We start from the raw sequence: 23,625 nt of genomic DNA on the forward strand, positions 1-23,625 counted from the left end.
TAAAAACAGACGCTTAAGCAAAAGTTACATGTTACTATAGGACTAAAACCATGACAATAAGTTATCGCAATTCCGCGATTCGCTTCGATGGCGCTCAAGTGACAGAAGGCGCGAGATGACAAAAGATGGGTATGGATCCTGAACAATGGCTGAGCGCGTTGGACGTTATTCCGGACGTGCGTGATGGCCTGACTCGCACAGAGAGGCTTATCCTGTATCTGATACATGAAACCCAGAAGGAGAGGGGTGGGCGGAATGTCCCCACCGTTATGCTCTATGGCCGGGTGCTGGAGTACGTCGACATGAGCGAGGCCGAGTTGCATGTGTATCTCGACCGGATGGGTGTTAGAGGTGATGGCACTCCATAGCGTTTGTATTCTGCTCAGTGATCCAGCACATAGAGCTTACGGCCGGCTCCGAGCCCTGCAACGATGGCGCTAACGGCAATCATGCCAAGGAAGGCGCCGGCTATATTCCAGTTCTCGAACCATTCGTGCAAAACACCGACAAATAATGGGCCCAGTGCCGCCATGGTATAGCCAAGACCCTGGGCCATTCCTGACAAGCGTGCGGCGGTCTGCGCATCGCGAGCTCTAACTGCAAGCAGGGTGAGGGCGATGCTGAATGAACCGCCTTGGCCCAGCCCCAGCACAACTACCCACAGCCAGACCTGTTCGATCGGCGCATAAATGCTGCCGCAAAGGCCAGCAAGAACGGCCAGCATAACCGCCACCACCATAAAGCGCTGATCGCGCATGTGACTGGCTACCCAGGGTGCAACAATGGCGGTTGGTACCTGCACAAGAATGGATATGGACAGGGCCAGCCCGGCGTTGACCGGCTCAAGCCCTCGGTCTTGCAGAATGGTAGGAAGCCAGCCAAAAACGGTATACGCCAAAGATGATTGCAGCCCCATATAAAAGGCAATTTGCCAGGCCAGTTTGTCTTTGAGCAGTGATTTGGTTGGCGCGCCAGGTGCTTTGGGAACCTGCTTGCCATCCAACTGAAGCCACCAGACTACCGCTGCGATAACAGCGGGGATTGTCCAGAATGCCAGCGCCGGCTCCCACGCACTGGCAAAGGCCACGCGTAACGGTTCAGTTGCTCCGGCAGCCACTGCTGCCCCAGTGCACAGCACGGCGGTATAAATGCCGGTCATCAGGCTTGCGGATTCGGGGAAGTCGCGTTTTACGATTCCGGGCAGTAGAACGCTCATGATACCTATGCAGCCGCCGACCACCGCCGTGCCTAAAAATAAGCCACTCACGCCAAGGTAGGGTCGCGAAACCATCGCCACGCCCAAAATCAGGAGGGCCGCCAGTACCGCTCGTTCCATGCCGAGTTTACGGGCCGCACGGGGGGCAATTGGGGCCGCCAAGCCCAGAAGCAGAACGGGCAGGGTGGTAAGTACACCCTGGCCAATAGATGACAGCGATAAGCTCTCACCGATGTTCGTCAAAATCGGCCCAACACTGGTTAGTGCGGGGCGTAGATTGAGGGCGACCAGCATCATACCCACGAACATCATGAGGGCGCTTCGGGTTTGTTGTGGGTGAGCTTTGTGGGTCATGAATATTTGGACCTTACCTGTTTTCGATACTGATCAGGCGTTAGCTGAAGCCAGCGATTGAATGCCCGGCGAAAATTTGAGCCGTCATGGTAGCTGAGGACGGCTGCAATGGCATCCACGGAAAATTCGAGGGCCGCGAATACTGGGCTGGGTAATCGCGCGTCAGATCAAGGGCCTGAGTGATGCCGAACGTTATCGCATCCGCCAGAGATTACGTAATTCAGTGTGTTAGCTCTGGTGAATGATGTAAGTAGTCACGCGTGGAGTAATTGTTTTCGCCGTTGCCAGCGGGTAGCCCTGAGTAATGTTCGCCGGTGGATGGTGACAGACAACAGAAAGACTGAAATACCCTGTTGGCAGTTCTAAACTGTGGGCGTATAGGTCTTTCCCGTCGTCCGTCGGATTGCACGCTACGAAGTGCGTGCGAGCAAGAATGCCAGAGAAAACTGACGAGCCTTTTGCCTTGATAAAAGCTTCTTTCATGGTCCAAAGGCGATAGAAAGCGGCGATCAGCTCAAGGTTTGTCAGCGTCGCCAATAGTTTGGTTTCGCTTGGGTGGAACCATTGGTCAGCGAGTTCTACGATGTTAGCCCGTCGGCGTTGATATTCCAGGTCAATGCCGCAGGGGCCATCATTGCTGATGACAACACCTATCATGCCGCGACTATGAGCCAACGAATAGTGCCAGCCGGCCTCAACGGCCTGGTGAACAAGTGGCGATTGCTCCGTACGTTCGGTGATCTGCCAGAAGTTCGGTGGCAAAGTGCCGGGTAATGTCGAACTCAACGCCTGTCGTAAAAGCAGGCGAGATTGCAGGAACTCACGGTAGCGTTTGCCCTGGTATCGGTTGAGGCGTTGGTGCTCGCTGTCACCGAGTAGCTGCTGTAAAGCGCTGTTGTTCGGAAGAGGTGTCAGGGTGTCTGCATGGCACAGAAACACCCTTGTAATTGGCCAGAACGGTTCAGTCGGCAAACTTTACGATGTCTCCCTTAAGTGCAACTCCAGCCAATACGGCGCCAGCATGGCATTCGTAGTCGTCTCGGCTGGCCATTTCCTGACGATCGTAATAAGAGGTTATGTTGACCACTGCGTCAGCACCTTCTTGTTGAGCTCTCTCTTGCAGGGCGATCATGGCAGACAGGAATACCCAGCTACAGGCCTCTTCATCGGACTTCATGAAGGCGTTGGTTTTCCGGTTGGTTGTCACGCCCGGAATTTTCTGTGTGATCTGCGGGTGTGCTTCATCTGCAAAGTAGAATTTGATTGAGCCGTCCAGTTTTTGCTGAGCATCGGGGGTGTTCATTGCGTCCTCAAGAGGGAGCAAGTGTTTGGTATCACGGCCCAGGGCCGTAGTTGAGAAGGTAAGAGCCAAGATGGCAGCAGCTAAAACTGGGAGTTTCACTGTTATTATCCTTAATATAGACAGGTGGGCGGGGCTATTAAAACATTGTCGTTGATAGTAACAAATGGCGTCTTTTTGACCAAGTGTAACGAATTGTCATGTACTGGGTTGCCTTGTTGCGGCACTTATGGTTGTCGGGATAGAATCGCGCCGGGCACGTGATTTTTTGCCAAAAATTCATAAATACCAGTTTCCGTTGTTTCTCTTGCAAAGAGACGTTACCAGCGGGTCGGGCCTTACACGGAATTTCTTTCGGTATGGAGCGTTTTCAGATAACGATCAATGACTGGGCCGTATTTTCTCCGTCGCGAATGAAGCGCGAAGAGTGGCTGGCGTGGGCCGGTGGCGGCGCTGATGGTAATCCGGAAGCGTGCTATAAGCCTGATCTTCCCTGGGTTAACGCCATGTTGCGTCGTCGCCTCAGCCCGATGGGTAAGGCTGCTTTATGGACCGCTGGGCAGATGTTGGGCGAGCAGCGCCCCGAGCCTATTGCCACAGTATTTGCCTCCCGGCACGGCGAGGTAGGGCGTACCGTCAAACTGCTGCGTGACCTGGCAGTGCAAGCGCCGCTGTCACCGGCTTCGTTCAGTCTGTCTGTTCACAATGCCATTGGCGGCATTCACTCCATCGCCAATAAGGTATTTTCGCCGGTGACAGCGATCTCGGCGGGGCCCGACACGCTTTGTGCGGCGCTACTGGAAGCTTATGCCCAGTTGCGCTGCAGTCCTGATAAGAATAGAGAAGTTTTATGTGTGTTCTATGACGATCCGTTGCCACCTCCGTTGTGCGGTTTGAATCAGACGCCCAGCGAAGTCCAGGCGCTTGCGTTTCGCGTTGGGCTGGCGAATGCGGGCACCGGTATTTTGCTGGACTTTTCGCTGGCGCAGCTGCCTGAAGGTGACCGTCAGGCTGAAACGCAGGCTTGCGCTCATGGCGACAGATTTCTGCGATTCTTACTGAAGGATGACGAGGTGGCCCTGAAAGTGATTGCAGATCGACGTTTCTGGCAATGGCGAAAGTGCGGTTGAGTAACCTCACAAACATGTTGAATCGGTTGTGGCGACAATTGGCCACAGGCTTCTCCTTTCTGGTCTTCGGCTTGGGTGGCTTGGTGCTTACCCTAATTTTGGTGCCGGTGTCACTGTTGATTGCGGGCGATTCTCGTAGGGAGCGCTGGGTCAAGTATCTCATTCACCGATGTTTCCGGCTGTTCACGGGTATGATGGAAAAATTGGGTGTGCTGACAGTGGAGCTCCACCATCTGGAGCGGCTCGACCGTCCGGGTCAGCTAGTGATAGCCAACCATCCCACGCTGATTGACGTGGTGTTCCTGATTTCTTTGATGCCTAGGGCCGACTGTGTGGTTAAAAGTAGTCTGCTGCGAAATCCGTTCACCCGCGGGCCGGTGAAAGCGGCCTGCTATATTGCGAACGATGATCCAGATGCAGTGATCAGGGCTGCTGGGGAGTCCTTTGCCCGAGGTAACAGCCTCATTGTGTTTCCGGAAGGCACGCGCACAACGCCCAGCCAGAAAGTCAGGTTGCAAAGAGGGGCTGCCAATATTGCGATCAGAACCAGGCAAAATCTCCGGCCGGTGATCATAGAGTGCACACCACTGACCCTCACCAAGAACACTCCGTGGTACCGAGTGCCGGAGCGCCGGTTTCATATGAAGTTTCAGGTAGGTGAGGAGCTGGATGTTTCACCCTTTCTGGAGGGGAAGCCCTCCGTTATGTCGCGGCAACTGACCGCCACCATAAAAGATTATTTTACCAGGGAGACTGCTCACCATGAATGAGCTGAACATCGAGCTTAAGCAGCTTGTTATTGATGCATTAGAACTGGAAGACATCGTGGTTGATGACATTGACTCTTCAGAGCCTCTGTTTATAGACGGTTTGGGCTTGGACTCTATCGATGCGCTGGAGCTGGGTCTGGCTTTGCAGAAATGCTACAAGATCAAGCTTGCCGCGGATTCTGAGGAAACCCGCAAACATTTCGCCAGCATCAACAGTTTGGCAGAGCTGGTGGCCAGTCATAAAAACGTCCGAGGGGAAGTCTGAAGATGACTGAAGTAGCGAAGAGTCAGGCAGAGATTTTTGACCACATTGCCGGGGTGTTGGTTAACCTGTTTGAGCTGGAACCGGAAGGCATCAAACCCGAGTCGAATTTGTATGAAGACCTGGACATCGACAGCATCGATGCCATTGACCTAATCGTCGAGCTCAAGCAGTGGACGGGCAAAAAAATTCAGCCCGAAGCATTCAAGGCAGTTCGTACAGTGCAAGATGTGGTGAACGCTGTCGATCAGCTGTTGCAGAAGTGAGATAGGTTCGGATTTATGGAGTGGCTGTCACGTATTGCCATTGGCTTGTTGTCGGTGGGGTATCCTCTAGCGGTCTATTTCACGCTACAGCATGGTGGTACTGGAGCAGCAACATGGTTGTTGTTCCCCATCGGGCTATTGCACACGTATCGCGCGATCAGAGGGCGACGTAGTGGCTGGTGGTGGTTGCTCGGCTGTTTATTGTTAACCGCTTGGTCGTGGGAGCAACAGTCGTCCATTGGTGTCAAATTTTACCCAGTCCTGGTTAGTGTCGGCCTGCTGAGCGTTTTTGCTTGGAGCCTGCGGTTTCCTCCCACCGTCATTGAGCGCCTTGCCCGACTCAAAGAACCAGACCTGCCACCTTCTGGTGTTACTTATACGCGTAACGTCACCTGGATCTGGTGTGGTTTTTTTGTGGTCAATGGCGCAATCGCCACCGGCACAGTTTACGCTGGAGACGGGATCTGGACAATTTACAACGGCTTTATCAGTTATCTGTTGATGGGGGCGCTGTTCGCTGGCGAATGGCTTTTTCGTCAGTATTACCGGAGTCAGCACGATGACTGAATCAACATCCTTAACACATGTTCTCAGTACCCTTGGTGAACCACAGGCGATCGTTGCCCTGCGGGATAATATCGTGGTAACCAGGCAGGCCTTTGCGGGTCGGGTGGCAGAGTGGCAGAGAGTTGCCGAGCAGCAGCCTGCGCAGATCGTTGGTGTGTTCGTGGAGGACGCCTGCGAGTTTGCCGCCGTGTTGTTTGGGCTCTGGTATGCCGGTAAAACCGCGTTGTTGGCGGGTGACCAATTGCCAGCAACTATGGTGCAACTGCAGAGGCGGGTTGGCGCTCTTGCCGGTGACTTTAATGACGACGTCGGTCTTCCGCTCATTCCGACTCCGGCTCGAGGTACCGGGGGAGTGGCTCCGATATTTTCGCCGTTGAACCCTTCTCATCTGGCCGTGATTGTGCTCACTTCAGGCACGACCGGTGCGCCAAAGGCGGTGCCCGCCAGCCTGTTCCAACTGGGCAATGAAGTACTCATACACGAAAGTCACTGGGGCAAAGTGGCCGGCCAGTCCGCGGTTATCGGCACGGTCAGTCATCAACATATTTATGGTTTGCTGTGGCGGGTGCTGTGGCCGCTGGCAGGCCGTCGTCCCTTTGTGGCTGAAACCTGCCATTATGCAGAAAACGTTCTGGCACTGGCCGAGCAACTGTCATCCGCAGTGCTGGTCACAACGCCCACCCACCTTGCCCGTTGGCCGCACCAACCTGGCGAGACCGCTGTGGGGAAATGGAATCTGGTTGTTTCTTCTACAGCACCACTGTTGCGGGAACACAGCGCCTTTGGCAGTAGTTATTTTGGCGTGCCGGTAACGGAAATTTTTGGCAGTTCCGAAACAGGTGGAATTGCCTGGCGCCAGCAGATGGACGATGAGGTTTGGACGACCTTAAAAGGCATTGAAGTGTGCACTCAGCCAGAAACCGGAGCGTTGTTATTGCAGTCGTCCATACTGGGCAATGAGAACTGGCTTATGACGGGTGACCAGGCCGAAGTTTACGATTCTCATCGATTCCGCCTACTTGGCCGACTGGACCGGATTGCTAAAATTGAAGGCAAACGGGTTTCTCTGACGAACATGGAAATTCAACTGGCTGAGCATCCCCATATTGATGAGGTGCGGGTGGTGGTGCTTATCGGTCGGCGTATCGAGACCGCAGTGGTTGCGGTGCTGGGTGAGGCTGGTCGGCAAAGGTTTGCAGCCGCAGGCAAGCGTGCCGTTACCAATGATCTGCGCCAATGGCTTGCCGGGCATTTCGAGACCCCGGTATTACCCCGTCGTTGGCGATTGATCGACGAATTGCCGCGCAATGCTCAGGGCAAGGTACCGCAACAAAGTCTGATGGCTTTGTTTGAGAAAGCTGAGCAAAAACATCCCGCATCCGATAATGGCGACAAGAATCGCTGGCCGATAGTGTTAAAGCGTGAGCTATTGGACGCCAACACGGCACGGCTGCACCTTGGTTTATCATCCGACTTAATATACTTCCGCGGGCACTTCGATGAATTTCCGGTACTACCTGGCGTGGTACAGATTCATTGGGTTGAACATTACGCCCGAGCGATGTTTGGTGAGCGGCTGGCTGATAGCAGTGCATTCTCCAGAATGGAAACGGTGAAATTTCAGGAACTGATTCAACCTGGCCGGGAATTGGCTATGGAAATCTCCCTACAACCCGAACGCAGTCGGATCGTGTTTCGGCTCCATGACGGCGATATCGTATTTTCCTCCGGGCGGATGGTGTTTGATGCGCCGCAGGGGACTGCTTGATGTCTGAGCTCTGCGCGATTATTCCTGTATACAACCACCCGAGCACGATAACCCAGACGGTTCGTAGCGTTCGCCAACAAGGCTTCCCGGTATTGTTGGTAGACGATGGTAGCGAATCGGCCTGTGCCGACATACTCAAGGCGTTGGCCGAAGCGGACCCGCAGGTTTACCTAAAGCGGTTACCCCAGAACGGTGGTAAGGGAGCGGCGGTCAAGGCCGGGTTGTTGTGGGCTGAAGCGCAAGGCTTCCGCCATGCTCTTCAGATTGATGCCGATGGCCAGCACAACCCCGAGGAAATTCCAGGGTTGGTATCCTTGTCTGGAGAATATCCTGACGCGATTATTTCCGGTATGCCGGAATACGACGACAGCGTACCTCTTTTGCGCTATTACGCTCGTTACCTGACCCATGTCTGGGTGTGGATCAGCACACTTTCGCTGGAAATTCACGATTCCATGTGTGGCTTTCGCGTATATCCGGTGGGGGCAGCATGCCAGTTGATACGTACTCAGCGCCTTGGTGACCGCATGGATTACGATATCGAAGTGCTGGTTAAGTGGTTTTGGCAGGGTGGCCGAGTTGTGCAGACGAAGGCCCAGGTGCGTTATTCTCAGGATGGCATTTCTCACTTCCGGGGTTTTGAAGATAATTGGCTGATTACCAAAATGCATACCCGGCTGTTTTTTGGCATGCTTCGACGGCTACCCAGATTGCTTTTGCGCGGTGGCTCGCCAAGGAGAATGCCCCAGTGAACGAAAACCACTGGTCCAATATCGCAGAAGCTGGCGCGGTCAGTGGTATCCGGTTTTTGCTTGCGGTATACCGGCGGCTCGGGCGGCTGCCTTTTCGGGTATGTTTGTACCCGGTCATTCTGTACTACTTTTTGTTTCGAAAGTCGTCCCGGGAGGCGTCGCTGGAATATCTGCAGCACATGCGTGCCGAAGGTCGTCTGCCATCCCACCGGTCATTATTGTTTCAGAGTTATCGCCATTTCATGAATTTTGGCGAAAGCATGCTTGATAAACTGGCGGTTTGGCAGGGTGATATCTCGCTTGATGCGCTCGAGTTCCATAATCATGAGGTGTTCGACAACCTGGCGCGACAGGGCAAGGGTTGTGTGATGGTGGGGTCCCATCTGGGCAATTTGGAGATTTGCCGGGCGCTTGCGAAACGCAATACCAACGTCACGTTTAATGTGCTGATGCATACGGCTCACGCCACACGTTTCAATGCAATGCTAACCCGTGCCAACAGCAAGGCCCATGTAAACGTTATTCAGGTTTCCGACATCAGCCCCGCCACAGCTATTATCTTGCAGCAGAAAATTGAGGCGGGGGAGTTTTTAGTGGTTGCAGGTGATCGCTCGCCGATTTCTGGTCAAAGCAACGCCAGCGAAGTGTCTTTTCTGGGGGAGCTATGCCACTTGCCCCAAGGCCCGTTTATCTTGGCCTCCATTCTCCGGTGCCCGGTACTAACAATTTTTTGCCTGCGTCGCGAGACTGAGGAAAAGCCTTTTTTTGATCTGTACATCGACCATTTTGCGGATCGTATTTTACTGCCACGCAAAGAACGGCAGAAGGCGTTACAGCAAACCCTGCAGCGATGGGCGGATCTACTGGCCGATTACTGCGAAAAAGCGCCGTTGCAATGGTTCAACTTTTACTCGTTCTGGTACCGCCAGAGTACCGACTCCCACAGTGAGAAAAGCGCTGACCAATGATCACGTTCGATGACAAACCTATAACCATTGAAGACATTACCGCCGTTGCTCGGGGTGAAAAAAACGTCATGCTTAGCTCTGCCCCTGCGTTCGCAACTAGCATTCGCCGAGGTAGTGCGTTTCTGGAGCAGTTGCTGGAAGAAGATGGTGCAATTTACGGCGTAACCACAGGATACGGTGATTCTTGCACCACTATGATTCCCGAGGAGTTGGTGGCAGAGCTGCCGCATCATTTGTTTACCTTTCACGGTTGCGGTCTTGGTGAAATGCTTAGCCCAATTCAGGCTAGAGCCGCGGTCGCTGCCAGGTTGAACTCGCTAACCTTCGGCTACTCCGGCGTGACCTATGAATTGCTGGAACAACTAACACTGTTGCTACAGAAAGATATAGTTCCGGTTATTCCATCAGAAGGGTCGGTCGGTGCCAGTGGTGATCTGACGCCTTTATCCTACGTTGCCGCGGTGCTCTGCGGTGAGCGAGAGGTGTACTGGCAAGGCGAGCGTCGGCCAACGGCAGAGGTCTTCGCCGAGCAAGGCATTACGCCACTGCGCCTGAAGCCCAAGGAAGGCCTGGCGATTATGAACGGCACCGCTGTGATGACCGGGCTTGCCTGCTTGGCGTTCGAGCGGGCGGAATATCTGTCGCGACTGGCCACCCGCATTACCGCCATGGCCTCTCTGGTACTGGACGGCAATGCCCATCACTACGACGAAGTATTGTTCTCCGTTAAACCCCATGCCGGCCAGCAGCGCATTGCCGCCAGGCTGCGTGAGGATCTGCATGCCGACGAACCGCCACGTAACTCCAGCCGGCTGCAGGATCGTTACTCCTTGCGGTGTGCCCCGCACGTTATCGGGGTGCTTGAAGATTCTTTGCCCTGGCTGCGCCAGTTCATCGAGAACGAACTCAACAGCGCCAACGACAATCCGATCATCGACGCCGAAGGTGAGCACGTTCTGCACGGTGGTCATTTCTACGGAGGCCATATCGCTGCAGCCATGGATTCGCTGAAAACCGCCGTCGCCAATATTGCCGACCTCCTTGATCGGCAAATGGCACAAATGATGGATGTGAAGTTCAACCATGGTTTACCAGCCAATTTGTCCGGTGCTACCGGCCAGCGGGCAGCTATCAATCATGGCCTAAAGGCTGTCCAAATTGGTGCTTCGGCGTGGACTGCAGAAGCATTGAAGTTGACCATGCCGGCCAGTGTATTTTCCCGTTCAACCGAATGCCATAACCAGGACAAGGTCAGCATGGGAACGATTGCTGCCCGCGATTGCCTGCGAATACTGCAGTTGACCGAACAGGTGACCGCCTCGGCACTTATTTCCGTGTGCCAAGGGCTGGAGCTGCGTATTGAAAAGGGTGATCTGTCATGGGATGGCATTGGTAGTGAACTGCGGAAAACTCTGGAGTCGGTTCGGCACACCAGCACGAAGCTGACCGAGGACCGAGCCCTGGAGCAGGAGCTTCGCGCCTTGATCACCCGAATCCAGAACCGGGAGTGGCTGCTTTACCCGGAGAATCAAGAGGGAGAATCCTGATGATTTATGCTGACGCACAGGTCAAAATTCCGTTTCATGATATTGATATCATGGAAATTGCTTGGCATGGCCATTATGTAAAGTACTTTGAAATCGCCCGGTGTGAGCTGTTGGAAAAGTTGGATTATGACCACCTGCGCATGCGCGATTCTGGCTATGCCTGGCCTGTGATTGACATGCATATCCGCTATGCCAAGCCTGCCAGTTACAATCAGGTTCTAAATGTGCGAGCGGTGCTGAAGGAATGGGAGCATCGGCTCAAAATTGACTACATCATCACGGACCCGGTATCTGGTAAACGACTGACCCGAGGCCACACGGTTCAAGTGGCCGTTAACATGTCCGACGGTGAGATGTGTTTCGCCTCGCCGCAGGTTCTGCTCGACAAGGTGGCAGATATTGAAGGGACGGCTTCATGATATTGCGGTCATTGATTGGCCGATTTGCGGTGGTTCTCGTGTCTATGGTTGTTATGGTCTCTGTCGTATGGGCTGCCAAACCAAATATTGAGACTGCGTCGGCGATGGAAAACCTGCTTGGCGAACAGGCCAGTGCTGCATCTCTCGAAGGTAAGTTTGAGCAAAGCAAGTATATCGCAGATCTGGATACCTCTCTGGACTCCAGTGGCCATTTCAGTTTTGTCGTTGACGAGGGGCTGAGCTGGAATATCCGCAAACCGGTGGCTACCAATCTGCGTATCACTCCCAACGAGATTGTCGAAGAGCAGGATGGCGAAGTAGTCATGCGCATGGGCGTGGACGAACAGCCCATGACCCGGGCGATCAGTGAGGTCTTTTTCGCAATTTTTGGAGGCGATTGGCAAGCGCTGGAGGAACGTTTTACCATCCATTCGGTACAGGAAGACGCACGTTGGATCGTAGAGCTTGAGCCCAAAGACGAGCTTTTGAAATCCTATCTGAACGCCATTAAGTTGCAGGGGTCGGACTATCTGGAGGTGCTGATCCTGAGCGAGAGCAATGGCGATCGAACCCGTATTGATCTGAATGACATCAAAGCCCGGTAACCAATGATTGTACGCGGTCGTTCCCGGCGCTGGCCGGCATTGCTATGGGCGTTGGTATTGGGGCTGCTGGTGGTGCAGATGCTGCCGCGCCTGTCCTCAAGTGCCTTTGATACCAGCATTCTGGCGTTACTACCTCAGGACCAACAAGAACCGTTGGTTGAGCGTGCATCGCAGCGGATGAATAGCTTCGTGGCTAACCGGGTGTTGCTGTTAATTGGCGGATCGAATGCCGACCGGGATCAGTTGGGGGCGTTGGCAGGGCAAGTGGCCGGTAGTCTTTCAGATTCTGGGGCTTTTACGTCAGTAACAGCCGGAGCCAGCGTGGGCTGGCTGTCGGAAATGACAACCGTCTACGAACCTTACCGATACCAACTTTTGGCTGAAAGCGCCACTAAAAAGCTGATGAGCGGGCAAGGCGATGTTTTGGTTTCGCGTGCGGCCCGAGAGCTGGTGAGTCCGATCGGTCGTCCACGCCCGGCCTCTATAGTAGACGACCCCATTAATCTACTGGGTATATGGCTGGAAAACCTCACCCCTGCTACCGGTTTCATGGTGGATGAACAAGGTCTTTATGCCCGCGACGGTGATCGACATTACCGGGTTATCACGGCGTCCTTTGCCGGTGACCCGTTCGCTCCAGCGTCCCAAAATTCGGTATTAGATGCTGTTCAGACCGCCGAGGCGCTGGTTCAAAAAAATCGTGTTTCCAGCGAGTTCCTGCGTTCTGGATTGGCTTTTCACGCGGCTGCCGGTGCCGAGCAGGCCAAGGGGGAACTATCGACTATTGGCGTTGGTTCTCTGGTTGCCATCGTTGTGTTATTGCTCTGGCAATTTCGCTTCCTCACCTATTTATGGCTGCCGGTGATCAGTATTGGAACTGGGCTGGTGGTGGCGTTGTCTGCCTCATTAATGGTTTTTGGACAGGTACACCTAGTAACGCTGGCATTCGGAGCCAGCCTGGTTGGTGTATCGGTGGATTATGCGTTTCATTACCTGTGCCAAGTTCGATACAGCCGCACAGACGGTATCAGGCGCATTCTTCCGGGTATTACCCTGGGGTTGGTTTCCAGCTGTTTGGCATACGGTGCCCAAGCCCTCACGCCGTTTCCCGGCTTACAACAAATTGCGCTGTTTTCCGCCGCAGGCTTAATTGGCGCCTGGCTAACGGTTGTACTCTGGTTTCCTTTGGCTCGGCCCTGGCTTTCAGTCAGCGAAACGGCAGGGCAGCTGGGACAATGGTTGCAGGCGCTGGCTCGATTCCGTACTTGGCTGGCAGCGCTGCTAGTTGCAGCAGTGATCGGTGCGCTTTGGGGCCTACCGGCTATACACTTTGATGACAGCCTTCGGGCATTGCAGTCGTCCCCTGATGCTCTGATTGTTCAAGAGCAAAGGGTACAGCAGCTGAGCCAGAACCCGGGTAGCGCCCGCTTCTTGCTGGTTGAAGGTGATTCCCTCCAGCAAGTTTTGGAAAGAGAGGAGCGGATCAGGGTCGCCCTGGATCATTTGGTTTCTGATGGGCAGCTACAGGGTTATCAAGCTATCTCGGGGTTCGTGCCATCTATCCGGCAGCAACAAAGGAATCGACAGCTTGTGCAATCCGGCGTTTATGACGCTGGGCTGCCTACGCAGTTGTTCGGGGTGTTGGGCATGCCCGCAAATCTGGTAACCCTGAGCGAACAGGCATTTGCCGGGCATCATCCGGGTTGGCTGGTTCCAGATGACCTGCACAAAACACCGGTTGCCGATCTGCTGAATGCCTTGTGGCTGGAGCCGAGCCTGCCGGGGGCGTTAACCGCATCGTTGATTACCCTTGGCGGTGCAGCAGATGCGGGTGTGCATGATGAACTGGCAGCGTTGGCCGGCGGGCTTGAGGGTGTGCGTTTTGTTGATCGCGTGGGCCAGATCTCCGCCTTACTGGGCAACTACCGCATAACCGTTAGTCTGTGGATGGCGCTCGCCTATGGTTTGGTGATGCTGGTGTTGGTTGTGCGCTATGGCCGGCATTGCTGGCGGGTCATACTCCCGCCAGCTCTGGCAACGGTTGTGACGCTGGGCATGCTGGCTGCGTTTGGCGAGCCGCTCAATTTGTTCAACCTGCTGGCAGCATTGCTGATTCTGGGTATCGGGCTGGATATCGGCATTTTTGTGCGCGAAAGCAACGGCGAACTGCATGCATGGGAGGCGGTTACCTTGTCAGCGATAACATCGCTATTGGCGTTCGGTTTATTGGCGCTCAGTAAAACACCGGTTTTGCACCATTTCGGCATAACGGTTCTTCCGGGAATCGGGCTGGCATGGCTGATCGCGTTTGTACTTCACAGGAGAGAACAGAATTGAATACAAAGTTGAATGTAGAGGATCTGGAAAGCGATATCATTATTATCGGTGCGGGCCCCTCGGGCGCTGTTGCGGCAGCGCTGTTGCGCAAGCACGGGTATCAGGTGACGATTCTGGAAAAACAGCACTTCCCCCGGTTTTCCATTGGTGAGAGTCTACTGCCCCAGTGTATGGAATTTCTAGAGGAGGCCGAGATGGCAGGCGTCATTCAGAATGCCGGCTTCCAGCACAAAAACGGCGCCGCTTTTCATCACGATGGTACGAGTACCTCTTTTGATTTTTGCGAGAAATTTTCCCCGGGCCCTGGCACCACCTTTCAGGTTCAGCGCGCTCATTTCGATCATCTTCTGGCCCAAGAGGCTGAGCGAAAGGGCGCCGAGATTCGCTATGGGCATGAGATTACAAAGGCCGATTTCAGTGGTGAGCGTCCATTACTAGGGGTGCGCACTGATGACGGTCAGGAATATGAAGCCAGGGGCAAATATGTGCTGGATGCCAGTGGGTTTGGGCGCGTACTGTCACGCCTGCTGGATCTAGAAATGCCCTCCGGGCTTCCGCCTAGGATGTCGCTGTTTACTCATGTTGAAGACAGGATCGACCACCCCGACTATGATCGCGAAAAGATCCTCATCACCGTGCATCCGAAGCGGCGTGATGTTTGGTTCTGGTTGATTCCTTTTGCCAATGGCCGCTGCTCTACGGGTGTGGTGGCATCCCCTGAGTTTATCGAGAGCCGGGAAGGAGAGCCGCTGGAGGTTTTGCGGGAGATTGTTGCTGAAGATTCGAACCTTTCCACCCTTTTGGCCAATGCCGAATGGGACACGCCCGCACGAAAGATTCAGGGCTATTCTTGCAACGTGAAACAGTTGTACGGCTCTCATTACGCGCTGTTGGGCAACGCTGCCGAATTTCTTGACCCAGTATTCTCCTCAGGGGTCACCATAGCCATGAAATCCGCCAGTTTGGCGGCAAAGGCCCTGCATCGTCAGCTTGGTGGCGAAAACGTTGATTGGCAGGTGGACTATGCCGAGCCATTAATGGCCGGCGTTGATACCTTTCGTACCTATGTCAATGCCTGGTACGAAGGTTCTTTTCAGGATGTGGTTTTCGCAGAAAATCCCTCCGAGCCGGTAACGCGAATGATTTCATCCATTCTGGCTGGGTATGCCTGGGATACAAATAACCCGTATGTGAAAGAAAGTCGTCGTCGGTTGGCGACGCTGGCCGATCTGTGCCGTGGGTAAAAGCAACGGGTGGACGATGGCTTCGATCAGAGGCGTACTCCTGGCCCTGGCGATGATAGCCCTGACCGGTTGTCAGATGCTGAGTGTTCGTTCCTCGCCACCTGTTCCTCCATTACTGGAGCCGGCAAGCGGTGGGATGGCCGTGCAGTTGAACCAGCGGTTGACCTTGATCGTGGATGGCCTGCGCCACCACATAATAAGTGTGGTGAGCATTACTCCTGAGCAAACCAGAATGACTGGCTTCACCCTGACCGGTCAGCGCCTGCTCGATATTGTGCATGAAAATGGCAAAATCAGCGCCTGGCAAAGCGAACAAGTAGCGCGGGACATGCCCGCTCGCTGGCTGTTGGCCCAGCTACAGCTGGCCTATTGGCCGGAAGCCGCATTGCAAGAGGCATACGGCTCACCCTGGAAGGTCTCGCAGATAGGGCCACAGCGGGCGCTTCATCTTGAGGGTGAATTGGAGGTGGTGATAAGCTACTCAGCCAAGTTTCATGCCCCTGAGACAGGGGCGGAGCTGACGATAAACCATCCTCGGATGGGATTGGTGATGGCCATCAAGACCCTGAAAATGAAGGATCTCGCAGCACAATGACCAACCCCACTTATCTGCATAAACCCGGCATCGTCTGCGCTCTGGGAGAGACAACCAATCAGGTCGCCGAAGCACTGATGGCTGCCCAGCCAACACCGCTGACTGTTACCGAAGCCTATACGCCAGGACGGGCCTTGCCGTTGGGCGTAGTCATGGCCGAGTTGCCAGTACAAAAAGGACAGCATGCCAGCCGTAATAATCGCCTGCTACTGAAAGCCGTAGAACAGATAAAGCCCCAGCTGGATCGGGTTTTGAAAAAGCATGCTCACCATCGAATCGGTGTGGTTCTGGGTACCAGCACCTCCGGCATTGGCGATGCCGAGCGCGCATTCGCTGAAGAGCGGCCCGAGGGTTTGCCATCTTGGTATCACTATTCTATGCAGGAAGTCGGTGCGCCGGCGCAGTTTCTGGCCCATCATCTTGGCTTATCAGGGCCCGCAACCACCATATCTACTGCTTGCTCTTCCAGCGCCAAAGCATTGGCTAGTGCCCGGCGATTGCTGGAGGCTGGCGTTTGTGATGCGGTTATCTGTGGTGGTGTGGACAGCCTTTGCCAGCTCACGGTCAACGGTTTCGACGCTCTGGACTCGATTAGCGCTTCGACCTGTAACCCGATGAGCCGTAATCGCGACGGTATCAACATCGGTGAAGCGGCGGTTGTTTTTGTGATGTCTCATGAGCCGGGGCCGGTCACCTTGGCTGGAGTGGGCGAAAGCTCCGATGCCCATCATATCTCAGCGCCACACCCGGAAGGGTTGGGAGCACTCAATGCCATTAATACCGCGTTGGAAGACGCAGATCTGAGGCCTGAGCAAATTGGCTATATCAACCTACATGGCACCGCGACGCCCCAGAATGACAGCATGGAAAGCCTTGCCGTAAGTCAGGTTTTCGAAGCCATGCCACCGTGCAGTGCGACCAAGCCGCAGACTGGTCATACTCTGGGCGCGGCCGGCGCACTGGAAGCAGCTTTTTGCTGGCTTACGCTGGTAGGCGACGGTCATTTACCTGTGCATTGGTGGGATGGTGAAAAAGACGAACAGTTGCCCGAGCTTAAACTGGTGACGCCGGGCCAAGCGCTTTCAGCGGCGCCTGAGAATGTGCTGAGCAATTCGTTTGCTTTTGGTGGCAACAACATCGCGCTGGTGCTCAGTGCTACGACCTGAAGGATAGATGGCATGATAACAGCGAGCCAGAGAACGAATGACAACATGGACGAGCTGGTGAGCCATCGGGGCGAAATGAGCTTGCTGGATCAAGTGGTTGATTCCGGCGAAACCTGGCTGAAAGCCCGCTCTACACTGACAGAAGACAACCTGTTCGTGAATGAAGGCTGGATGCCATCGTGGATTGGTATCGAATATATGGCTCAGTCTATTGCCGCTTATGCAGGCACCCGAGCAAAGGACGAAAACCAACCTGTAAAAATAGGGTTTCTGGTCGGTGCGCGTAAATATGAGGCGGAGCAACCAGCATTTCCAGTGGGCAGCATCCTTACGATTGTTGTTAATGAAGTGGTTATGGGTGAAAACGGGCTCGGTGTTTTTGATTGCGAGCTGACATGCGAGCAACCAGATGGCCAGAGTTTTGCAGTCACCACCCGGCTTAATGTGTTTCAGCCAGATGATTTTAGAGACGTTTTTGGAGCATGAACATGACACACACAGTATTGGTCACCGGTTCTAGCCGAGGTATTGGTCGTGCAGCCGCGTTGCGACTGGCGCGGGATGGGTATGACGTTGTTCTGCATTGTCGTAGGGAAATGGGCCAAGCACAGGACGTTCAGCGCGAAATTGAAGCGATGGGGCAAAACGCCCGAATTCTTCAGTTTGATATTGTTGATCGTGAGCAGGTGTCGCGAGTGCTGTTGGATGACGTGGAAGAACATGGTGCCTATTACGGTGTTGTCTGTAATGCCGGTGTCGCTCGTGATAATGCGTTTCCCGCCATTTCTGGTGAAGACTGGGATCTGGTGCTGCGCACCAATCTGGATGGTTTTTACAACGTGCTCAGCCCATTGGTTATGCCCATGATCCGCAGGCGCAAGCCAGGGCGCATTGTCGCTCTGTCGTCTGTGTCTGGGGTCAATGGAAACCGTGGTCAGGTAAATTACAGTGCCGCTAAAGCGGGCATCATTGGTGCGACCAAAGCGCTCGCGGTTGAGCTGGCGAAGCGCAAAATAACGGTAAATTGCGTCGCTCCCGGGCTGATTGAAACGGACATGATCGAAGACGTTCCGGTTGAAGAGGCGTTGAAAATGATCCCCTGTAAGCGTTTGGGTAAGCCGGAGGAAGTGGCGGCTACCATTAGTTTCCTAATATCGGAAGACGCGGGTTATATCACCCGACAGGTTATTTCAGTTAATGGAGGTATCTGCTAATGAAGCGAGTTGTGATTACTGGAATGGCCGGAATCTCTCCGATCGGGAGCGATTGGCAAACTGTGTCAGGTAACCTTGAGAACGGGCGCAATGGCATCCGGGCCATGGCCGACTGGGAACGGTATTCCGGCTTGAATACCCTGTTAGGTGCGCCGGTGGTTGATTTTGAAAAACCGTCACATTATCCACGCCGGGCGGTACGCGGTATGGGGCGGGTTGCGCTGATGGCTACCCGGGCTTCCGAATTGGCACTGGATGACGCCGGGCTGCTGGAAGATGAAAGCATTCGTGATGGCCGAATGGGCGTCTCCTATGGCTCATCGACCGGGTCTACCAAAGCGGTTACGGAATTTGCCACAATGCTGCTCGACGATGTGGTGGACGGCCTTACTGCAACGTCTTATATCCGCATGATGCCTCACACGGCACCGGTCAATATTGGGGTGTTTTTTGGGCTCAAAGGGCGGGTAATTACAACATCCAGTGCCTGCACATCTGGCAGCCAGGGCATAGGCTATGCCTACGAAGCCATTAAGTTCGGTCGCCAGACCATGATGCTGGCAGGAGGGGCTGAAGAACTGTGCCCGACCGAAGCTGCCGTATTCGATACGCTCTATGCCACCAGTACGGTTAACGATTCACCAGAATCTACACCAAGACCTTTTGATTCCGAACGTGATGGCCTGGTGATCGGTGAAGGCGCGGGTACGTTGGTTCTTGAAGAGCTGGAGCATGCTCTGGCCCGTGGCGCGCATATCTATGGCGAAATTGTCGGCTTTGGCACTAACTCCGATGGCGCCCATATCACCCAGCCAACACGCGAAACGATGCGCCAGGTGATGGAGCGCTCTCTGGACGACGCTGACCTTGATACCAGCGCAATTGGCTATGTGAGTGCCCATGGCACCGCCACCGATCGTGGTGATATTGCCGAGAGCCATGCCACCCATGATATGTTCGGCAATCGTGCACCCATCAGTGCCCTGAAGAGTTACACCGGGCACACGCTGGGGGCCTGTGGTGCACTTGAATCCTGGGTGGCACTGGAAATGATGAACCGCAACCGTTTTCACCACACCCTCAATCTGAGCAAGGTGGATCCGGAGTGTGCCGATCTCGATTACATTGTCAACGAACCGCGAGAGATTGACTGTGAGTATGTGATGAGTAATAACTTTGCGTTTGGTGGCATCAATACCTCGCTGATTTTCCGCCGGTGGCTAAAATAATGTGACTCGAAGAGGGTTGGCCTGATCAGTTGGATCGCCAGATATGAACAGTCATGTCTTCGCACTCACAGGCTTTGCATCGCGTCGTCCCTGACTACCAAAGCTGCGGTGTTCTAGAAAAACACGCCCGGCAGCCAGGTAGCGATCTTTGGAAAGACCATAATAATAGCAATGGCCAGTATCTCAATCATGACAAACGGAACCACGGAAGTGTATATGTCCTTCATGGTAATGCCTGGTGGCACCACACCTTTTAGGTAAAACAGGTTGAACCCGAACGGTGGTGTCTTGTAGCCGATTTCCATGTTGATCACGAACAAGATGCCGAACCAGATTGGATCGAAGCCGAGAGATTTCACGATCGGCATAAACACCGGAAGAGTGATCAGCATGATGCCGACAGGATCCAGCACCATCGCCAAAATGAACACAATCACCATCATCGCGATGATGATGCCCCAAGGGCCGCCGGGAATGTGCTGCATCAAGCCTTCTATAAGATCCTGAGCACCCATGCTCTGGTATGCAGCACTAAAGGCGTGAGCAGCAAACAGGATCCACATGATCATGCCCGTGAGCTTGAACGTGCGGATGGCGGCTTCTTGCAGAATGCTCCATTTAAACTGGCGATAAACGGCCGCCGAAATCAGCGAACCGAGAACACCCATGGCGGCTGCTTCCGTTGGCGTGGTAATGCCGCCGATGATGGAACCAAGTACCATGAATACAACACCAATGGGCAGTATCACCGATTTTAGGGCCTGGAACTTTTCGGGCCAAGTGCCTCGCTCCTCGGGCGGCAGTGCTGGCGCCAGGTGCGGCTGTAGGGTTGAGCGCACGAGGATGTAAATAACGGTGAGTACCATTAGCAGAATGCCCGGCATGATACCGGCAGCAAACATCTGGCCTACGGATACACCGGTAATCAGTGCGTAGAGAATCATCAGGATGCTGGGTGGTATCAGAATGCCCCAACCACCGCCTGTATTGATCACGCCCAATGCCATTTTTCGGTCATAGCCCCGTTCCAGCATGGAGGGCAGGGCGATGGTTCCCATGGCAACCACCGCGGCGCCACTGATGCCAACCATGGCAGCAAACACCGCGCAGATCACCAGGGTTCCAATAGCTAAACCGCCGCGAAGGCCACCGAACCACAGGTGCATCATCCTATACAGATCCTTTGCTACCCCCGTTCGCTCGAGCACCATAGCCATGAAAACAAACAGAGGTATGGCAACCAGAGTAAAACTCTCCATGGTGCCCCAGATCTGCGTGGCCACCATATAGAAGGAGTCAAATCCCCAAGTGAAATAGAGGAATATGACGGAAACGCCACCAAGAACAAACGTTAGCGGGAGACCGAGAATAAGAAAAAACAGGAGCGAGCCGAAAAACAGTAGGGTCAGGATTTCAATACTCACGACTGCTCTCCTTCGGATAGGCTCTGGTTCGGACGGTAGTAATCCAGGTTGAATGCAATGGCAATGTCTTCAAGAAGCTTGGCGAGCCCTTGCAGTACCAGCAGTCCTGTACCGACCGGAATGGCAAGCTTGACTGGCCAGACTGGCGGGTTCCAAGCGGAGAAGGAGGTCTCCCAGCCTGATATAGATTCACTGGCCATATCAATGCCGAACCACAGTAGGGCTAGAGTAAAAATGAAAAAAATCAGTGAGGTGAAGATGTCCATAAACGCCCGTTTGCGAGGCGATAACTGTGAGTGCAGAAGGTCTACGTTTACATGGCCCCTGTGGGCCATGATATAGCCTCCGGACATGACCGCATAAACGCCGAACAGCATCTGTGTAAGCTCGTTGGTCCAGACGGTGGGTGAGTTGAACAGATAACGAAAGCCCACTTCCAGCATCAGGAATGCGAACATGGCGAAAATAAGCAAGGCTATCCAGCGCCCGACAAAGTCATTAAGACGAGTAATTCCTCTTATGAATGCGGTCAGAACACTCATGGCATTCTCCAGGAGGATGTTGGGTTTTCAGGGGAAAAAGGCCGGAGGTGAGATCCTCCGGCCTTTATTGTTTAACAGATATCTATTGCTTAGAGATAACCGAGCTCGGCCAGGAGTTCTTTCACCATACCCAGTGCTTTTTTGGCATTGTCGCTACGCTTGGCTTCTTCTTCCCACATTTTCTGTGCTGCCTGTGTCAGCTTTTCCTGAACGTCGTCTGGCAGTTTGTTGACCTCAACACCGTCTTCGGCAATAACTTTAGCCAGAGTGCTGCGTTCTTTGAACAGGTATTCGTTAGTGCGAATCCAGAACTGCTCATTGAGCGTGTCTTTAACAATTTTCTGCATGTCTTCTGGCAGCTTATTTAGCGCCTTCTGGTTAACGATAAACACGTCGGTACCGGCAATGTTCAGGGCTGGCTTAACGTGATACTTGGCAACTTCATATAAAGACATGCTGGCAGCACCCTGAACTGCGCCCCAGTGGGCACCATCAACGACGCCAGAGTCCAGCGCTGAGTACATTTCGCTGCCGGGAACATATGAGGCCGAAGCACCCGCGTCGGTCAGGAACTTTTGCAGAACACCTGAAGAACGGATTTTCAAGCGGGTAAAGTCTTCCCAGGTTTTGATAGGTTTTTTGACGACCATCTCGGTTGGAAATATCTTTTCGGTTGACCAATACACGCCATGCTCAGCAGCTTCGTCACGAAGCATCTGCTCAAACCCCATGTTCTTGTGGAAATACGCGACTTCCCAAACGTTGCGAAATGCGAATGGTAGGCCTGAAGCAATACCCGCCAGAGAGACTTTATCTTGCGCATAAGAGGCTGCGATGGCACCCATTTCCAAAATGCCGCGGCTTACGGCGTTAAATGTTTCTTTGCCGCTAAAGAGCGCGCCAGCTTCATAGAGTTCAAGTTTGAGGCGCCCATCGGTGCGTTCGTCTAACACCCGCTGAAGGCGTACCAAGCTGTCAGTATAGGAACTGCTTGCGGCTGGCCAGTGCGCTTGCACTTTCCACGTAAACGTTTCTTCGGCTGCGGCTGGCGCAGCACTTAGAGCGGCTGAAATTCCCAGCGTAAGGGCCGCTGCGTAAACGGCCAGGGTTTTGTTTGCTTTGGCAAAGAGCTTCATGGCTGTGCCTCGTTCGTTGTTGTTAATGACGGCTTCTAAGTTTCACTGTGCAGAACAATAAACTGCTGTGTGAATTTTATGTTTGTAAACCTATCATAAGAGAAGGCTTTTGCAATAGGATGTTTTATACGAAATCGACAGAATAATACTGAAAGGATAGTTCAATGATTGACAGTCACCAGTTTCAAGGTGTGCTCCATCTTGTGATCAACCGTCCCGAAAAGAAAAACGCTCTGAATAGGGGGATGTATCAGCAACTGAATGACGCTGTAACCCATGCCAATGAAGACGAGACTGTAAACGCCATTGTCATCTCCGGAACAAGGGGCGTGTTTACCGCTGGCAATGATCTGGAAGATTTCCGGGCCCGCGCCACAGATGATAATCCGAAATCTTCCGCCGGGTTGGCGTTTATTGAGGCGCTGATGAATTGTGATACACCGGTGATCGCCGCCGTTGAAGGCTTGGCAATTGGCATCGGCACCACGTTGTTGCTGCATGTTGATGTTGTGGTTGCCGCCGAGAATGCGAAATTCAAGACGGCCTTTGTGGATCTTGGATTGGTGCCTGAGGCAGCCTCAACGGTAACCATGCCTTTGCATCTGGGCGCGCGCAGGGCAACGGACTTGCTGCTGCTGGGAGAGGTGATTACCGGTAAAGAAGCCCACGAGTGTGGGCTGGCCAGCAGGGTTGTTGAGGATGGGCAGGCGGTGGCTGAGGCGCTAAGCCTTGCCGGAAATCTGGCGAGCAAACCCCGCGAAGCCTTGAGAGCCAGCAAGCGGCTGATCCGGGCCCCGTGGCGCGAACAGACAAA

At 53.9% G+C, this 23,625-nt stretch carries 27 protein-coding genes; 20 read left to right on the forward strand and 7 right to left on the reverse strand.

What is annotated here, in order from left to right; all coding sequences use genetic code 11:
* Positions 1-125 precede the first annotated feature (125 nt).
* On the forward strand, positions 126-368 hold the full coding sequence (locus ACTH3S_RS11955; protein ID WP_441809238.1) for a hypothetical protein: 243 nt from the start codon (positions 126-128) through the stop codon (positions 366-368).
* A gap of 14 nt (positions 369-382) precedes the next feature.
* Here ACTH3S_RS11955 and ACTH3S_RS11960 read toward each other — a convergent pair whose 3' ends face one another.
* The 4 genes from ACTH3S_RS11960 to ACTH3S_RS11975 all read right to left on the reverse strand — a co-directional run bounded on the left by ACTH3S_RS11960 (position 383) and on the right by ACTH3S_RS11975 (position 2,972).
* Entirely contained in the window at positions 383-1,570 is a 1,188-nt protein-coding gene (locus ACTH3S_RS11960) for a CynX/NimT family MFS transporter (protein ID WP_441809239.1), read from the reverse strand.
* A complete protein-coding gene (locus tag ACTH3S_RS11965; protein ID WP_441809240.1) occupies positions 1,567-1,689 on the reverse strand; it encodes a hypothetical protein in 123 nt (40 codons plus the stop codon). Before ACTH3S_RS11965 ends, ACTH3S_RS11960 begins: the two co-directional genes overlap by 4 nt.
* A 109-nt stretch (positions 1,690-1,798) precedes the next feature.
* Positions 1,799-2,542: a 4'-phosphopantetheinyl transferase superfamily protein gene (locus ACTH3S_RS11970; protein WP_441809241.1), complete on the reverse strand. Its 744-nt coding sequence runs from the start codon at positions 2,540-2,542 to the stop codon at positions 1,799-1,801.
* The gene (locus ACTH3S_RS11975; RefSeq protein ID WP_441809242.1) at positions 2,532-2,972 is read right to left on the reverse strand and encodes an excinuclease ATPase subunit; all 441 of its coding nucleotides are present in this window, start codon (positions 2,970-2,972) and stop codon (positions 2,532-2,534) included. The genes ACTH3S_RS11970 and ACTH3S_RS11975 overlap by 11 nt, the downstream gene beginning before the upstream one ends.
* A gap of 257 nt (positions 2,973-3,229) precedes the next feature.
* On the opposite strand from ACTH3S_RS11975, the gene ACTH3S_RS11980 reads away from it, so the two are divergent.
* Genes ACTH3S_RS11980 through ACTH3S_RS12065 form a run of 18 tightly spaced genes read left to right on the forward strand, consistent with a single transcriptional unit; the run spans position 3,230 to position 19,709 of the window.
* A complete protein-coding gene (locus tag ACTH3S_RS11980; RefSeq protein WP_441809243.1) occupies positions 3,230-4,000 on the forward strand; it encodes a beta-ketoacyl synthase chain length factor in 771 nt (256 codons plus the stop codon).
* Positions 3,997-4,770 carry a lysophospholipid acyltransferase family protein gene (locus tag ACTH3S_RS11985; RefSeq protein WP_441809244.1) on the forward strand — a complete coding sequence of 258 codons (774 nt, stop codon included), beginning with the start codon at positions 3,997-3,999 and terminating at the stop codon, positions 4,768-4,770. The genes ACTH3S_RS11980 and ACTH3S_RS11985 overlap by 4 nt, the downstream gene beginning before the upstream one ends.
* Entirely contained in the window at positions 4,763-5,035 is a 273-nt protein-coding gene (locus tag ACTH3S_RS11990) for a phosphopantetheine-binding protein (protein ID WP_441809245.1), read from the forward strand. The genes ACTH3S_RS11985 and ACTH3S_RS11990 overlap by 8 nt, the downstream gene beginning before the upstream one ends.
* A 2-nt stretch (positions 5,036-5,037) precedes the next feature.
* Complete coding sequence (locus ACTH3S_RS11995; protein WP_441809246.1) at positions 5,038-5,298, forward strand: acyl carrier protein; 261 nt, start codon at positions 5,038-5,040, stop codon at positions 5,296-5,298.
* A 15-nt stretch (positions 5,299-5,313) separates the two neighbouring features.
* Positions 5,314-5,865, forward strand: a complete 552-nt coding sequence (locus ACTH3S_RS12000) for a hypothetical protein (RefSeq protein ID WP_441809247.1) — start codon at positions 5,314-5,316, stop codon at positions 5,863-5,865.
* Positions 5,858-7,633: an AMP-binding protein gene (locus ACTH3S_RS12005; protein WP_441809248.1), complete on the forward strand. Its 1,776-nt coding sequence runs from the start codon at positions 5,858-5,860 to the stop codon at positions 7,631-7,633. The genes ACTH3S_RS12000 and ACTH3S_RS12005 overlap by 8 nt, the downstream gene beginning before the upstream one ends.
* Positions 7,633-8,385: a glycosyltransferase family 2 protein gene (locus tag ACTH3S_RS12010; protein WP_441809249.1), complete on the forward strand. Its 753-nt coding sequence runs from the start codon at positions 7,633-7,635 to the stop codon at positions 8,383-8,385. The genes ACTH3S_RS12005 and ACTH3S_RS12010 overlap by 1 nt, the downstream gene beginning before the upstream one ends.
* On the forward strand, positions 8,382-9,353 hold the full coding sequence (locus ACTH3S_RS12015; RefSeq protein ID WP_441809250.1) for an LpxL/LpxP family acyltransferase: 972 nt from the start codon (positions 8,382-8,384) through the stop codon (positions 9,351-9,353). The genes ACTH3S_RS12010 and ACTH3S_RS12015 overlap by 4 nt, the downstream gene beginning before the upstream one ends.
* Positions 9,350-10,900, forward strand: a complete 1,551-nt coding sequence (locus ACTH3S_RS12020; RefSeq protein WP_441809251.1) for an HAL/PAL/TAL family ammonia-lyase — start codon at positions 9,350-9,352, stop codon at positions 10,898-10,900. The genes ACTH3S_RS12015 and ACTH3S_RS12020 overlap by 4 nt, the downstream gene beginning before the upstream one ends.
* Entirely contained in the window at positions 10,900-11,319 is a 420-nt protein-coding gene (locus tag ACTH3S_RS12025; RefSeq protein ID WP_441809252.1) for an acyl-CoA thioesterase, read from the forward strand. Before ACTH3S_RS12020 ends, ACTH3S_RS12025 begins: the two co-directional genes overlap by 1 nt.
* Positions 11,316-11,924 (forward strand): outer membrane lipoprotein carrier protein LolA, encoded by a 609-nt coding sequence (locus ACTH3S_RS12030; RefSeq protein ID WP_441809253.1) that lies wholly within the window; start codon positions 11,316-11,318, stop codon positions 11,922-11,924. Before ACTH3S_RS12025 ends, ACTH3S_RS12030 begins: the two co-directional genes overlap by 4 nt.
* A gap of 3 nt (positions 11,925-11,927) precedes the next feature.
* Positions 11,928-14,261 carry an MMPL family transporter gene (locus ACTH3S_RS12035; RefSeq protein ID WP_441809254.1) on the forward strand — a complete coding sequence of 778 codons (2,334 nt, stop codon included), beginning with the start codon at positions 11,928-11,930 and terminating at the stop codon, positions 14,259-14,261.
* Positions 14,219-15,505: a tryptophan 7-halogenase gene (locus ACTH3S_RS12040; RefSeq protein ID WP_441809255.1), complete on the forward strand. Its 1,287-nt coding sequence runs from the start codon at positions 14,219-14,221 to the stop codon at positions 15,503-15,505. Before ACTH3S_RS12035 ends, ACTH3S_RS12040 begins: the two co-directional genes overlap by 43 nt.
* A gap of 16 nt (positions 15,506-15,521) precedes the next feature.
* Positions 15,522-16,100 carry a DUF3261 domain-containing protein gene (locus ACTH3S_RS12045; protein ID WP_441809256.1) on the forward strand — a complete coding sequence of 193 codons (579 nt, stop codon included), beginning with the start codon at positions 15,522-15,524 and terminating at the stop codon, positions 16,098-16,100.
* Complete coding sequence (locus ACTH3S_RS12050; RefSeq protein ID WP_441809257.1) at positions 16,097-17,266, forward strand: beta-ketoacyl-ACP synthase; 1,170 nt, start codon at positions 16,097-16,099, stop codon at positions 17,264-17,266. Before ACTH3S_RS12045 ends, ACTH3S_RS12050 begins: the two co-directional genes overlap by 4 nt.
* A gap of 12 nt (positions 17,267-17,278) precedes the next feature.
* On the forward strand, positions 17,279-17,752 hold the full coding sequence (locus ACTH3S_RS12055) for an ApeP family dehydratase (protein ID WP_441809258.1): 474 nt from the start codon (positions 17,279-17,281) through the stop codon (positions 17,750-17,752).
* A 2-nt stretch (positions 17,753-17,754) separates the two neighbouring features.
* On the forward strand, positions 17,755-18,480 hold the full coding sequence (locus ACTH3S_RS12060; protein WP_441809259.1) for a 3-ketoacyl-ACP reductase FabG2: 726 nt from the start codon (positions 17,755-17,757) through the stop codon (positions 18,478-18,480).
* Complete coding sequence (locus ACTH3S_RS12065; protein WP_441809260.1) at positions 18,480-19,709, forward strand: beta-ketoacyl-ACP synthase; 1,230 nt, start codon at positions 18,480-18,482, stop codon at positions 19,707-19,709. Before ACTH3S_RS12060 ends, ACTH3S_RS12065 begins: the two co-directional genes overlap by 1 nt.
* 113 nt (positions 19,710-19,822) lie before the next feature.
* On the opposite strand, the gene ACTH3S_RS12070 is transcribed toward ACTH3S_RS12065, so the two are convergent.
* From ACTH3S_RS12070 to dctP, 3 genes are all read right to left on the reverse strand, one after another.
* Entirely contained in the window at positions 19,823-21,133 is a 1,311-nt protein-coding gene (locus ACTH3S_RS12070; RefSeq protein ID WP_441809261.1) for a TRAP transporter large permease, read from the reverse strand.
* Entirely contained in the window at positions 21,130-21,675 is a 546-nt protein-coding gene (locus ACTH3S_RS12075) for a TRAP transporter small permease subunit (protein ID WP_441809262.1), read from the reverse strand. The genes ACTH3S_RS12070 and ACTH3S_RS12075 overlap by 4 nt, the downstream gene beginning before the upstream one ends.
* A gap of 89 nt (positions 21,676-21,764) precedes the next feature.
* Complete coding sequence (gene dctP, locus ACTH3S_RS12080; RefSeq protein ID WP_441809263.1) at positions 21,765-22,811, reverse strand: TRAP transporter substrate-binding protein DctP; 1,047 nt, start codon at positions 22,809-22,811, stop codon at positions 21,765-21,767.
* A 164-nt stretch (positions 22,812-22,975) separates the two neighbouring features.
* Between dctP and ACTH3S_RS12085 the strand changes: the two genes are divergently transcribed.
* Positions 22,976-23,625, forward strand: a 650-nt coding sequence (locus ACTH3S_RS12085; RefSeq protein ID WP_441809264.1) for an enoyl-CoA hydratase/isomerase family protein, incomplete at its 3' end; no start/stop codon positions are given.

Origin of the sequence: Marinobacter sp. (assembly GCF_052094685.1) — a bacterium.
Classification (GTDB): Bacteria; Pseudomonadota; Gammaproteobacteria; order Pseudomonadales; family Oleiphilaceae; genus Marinobacter.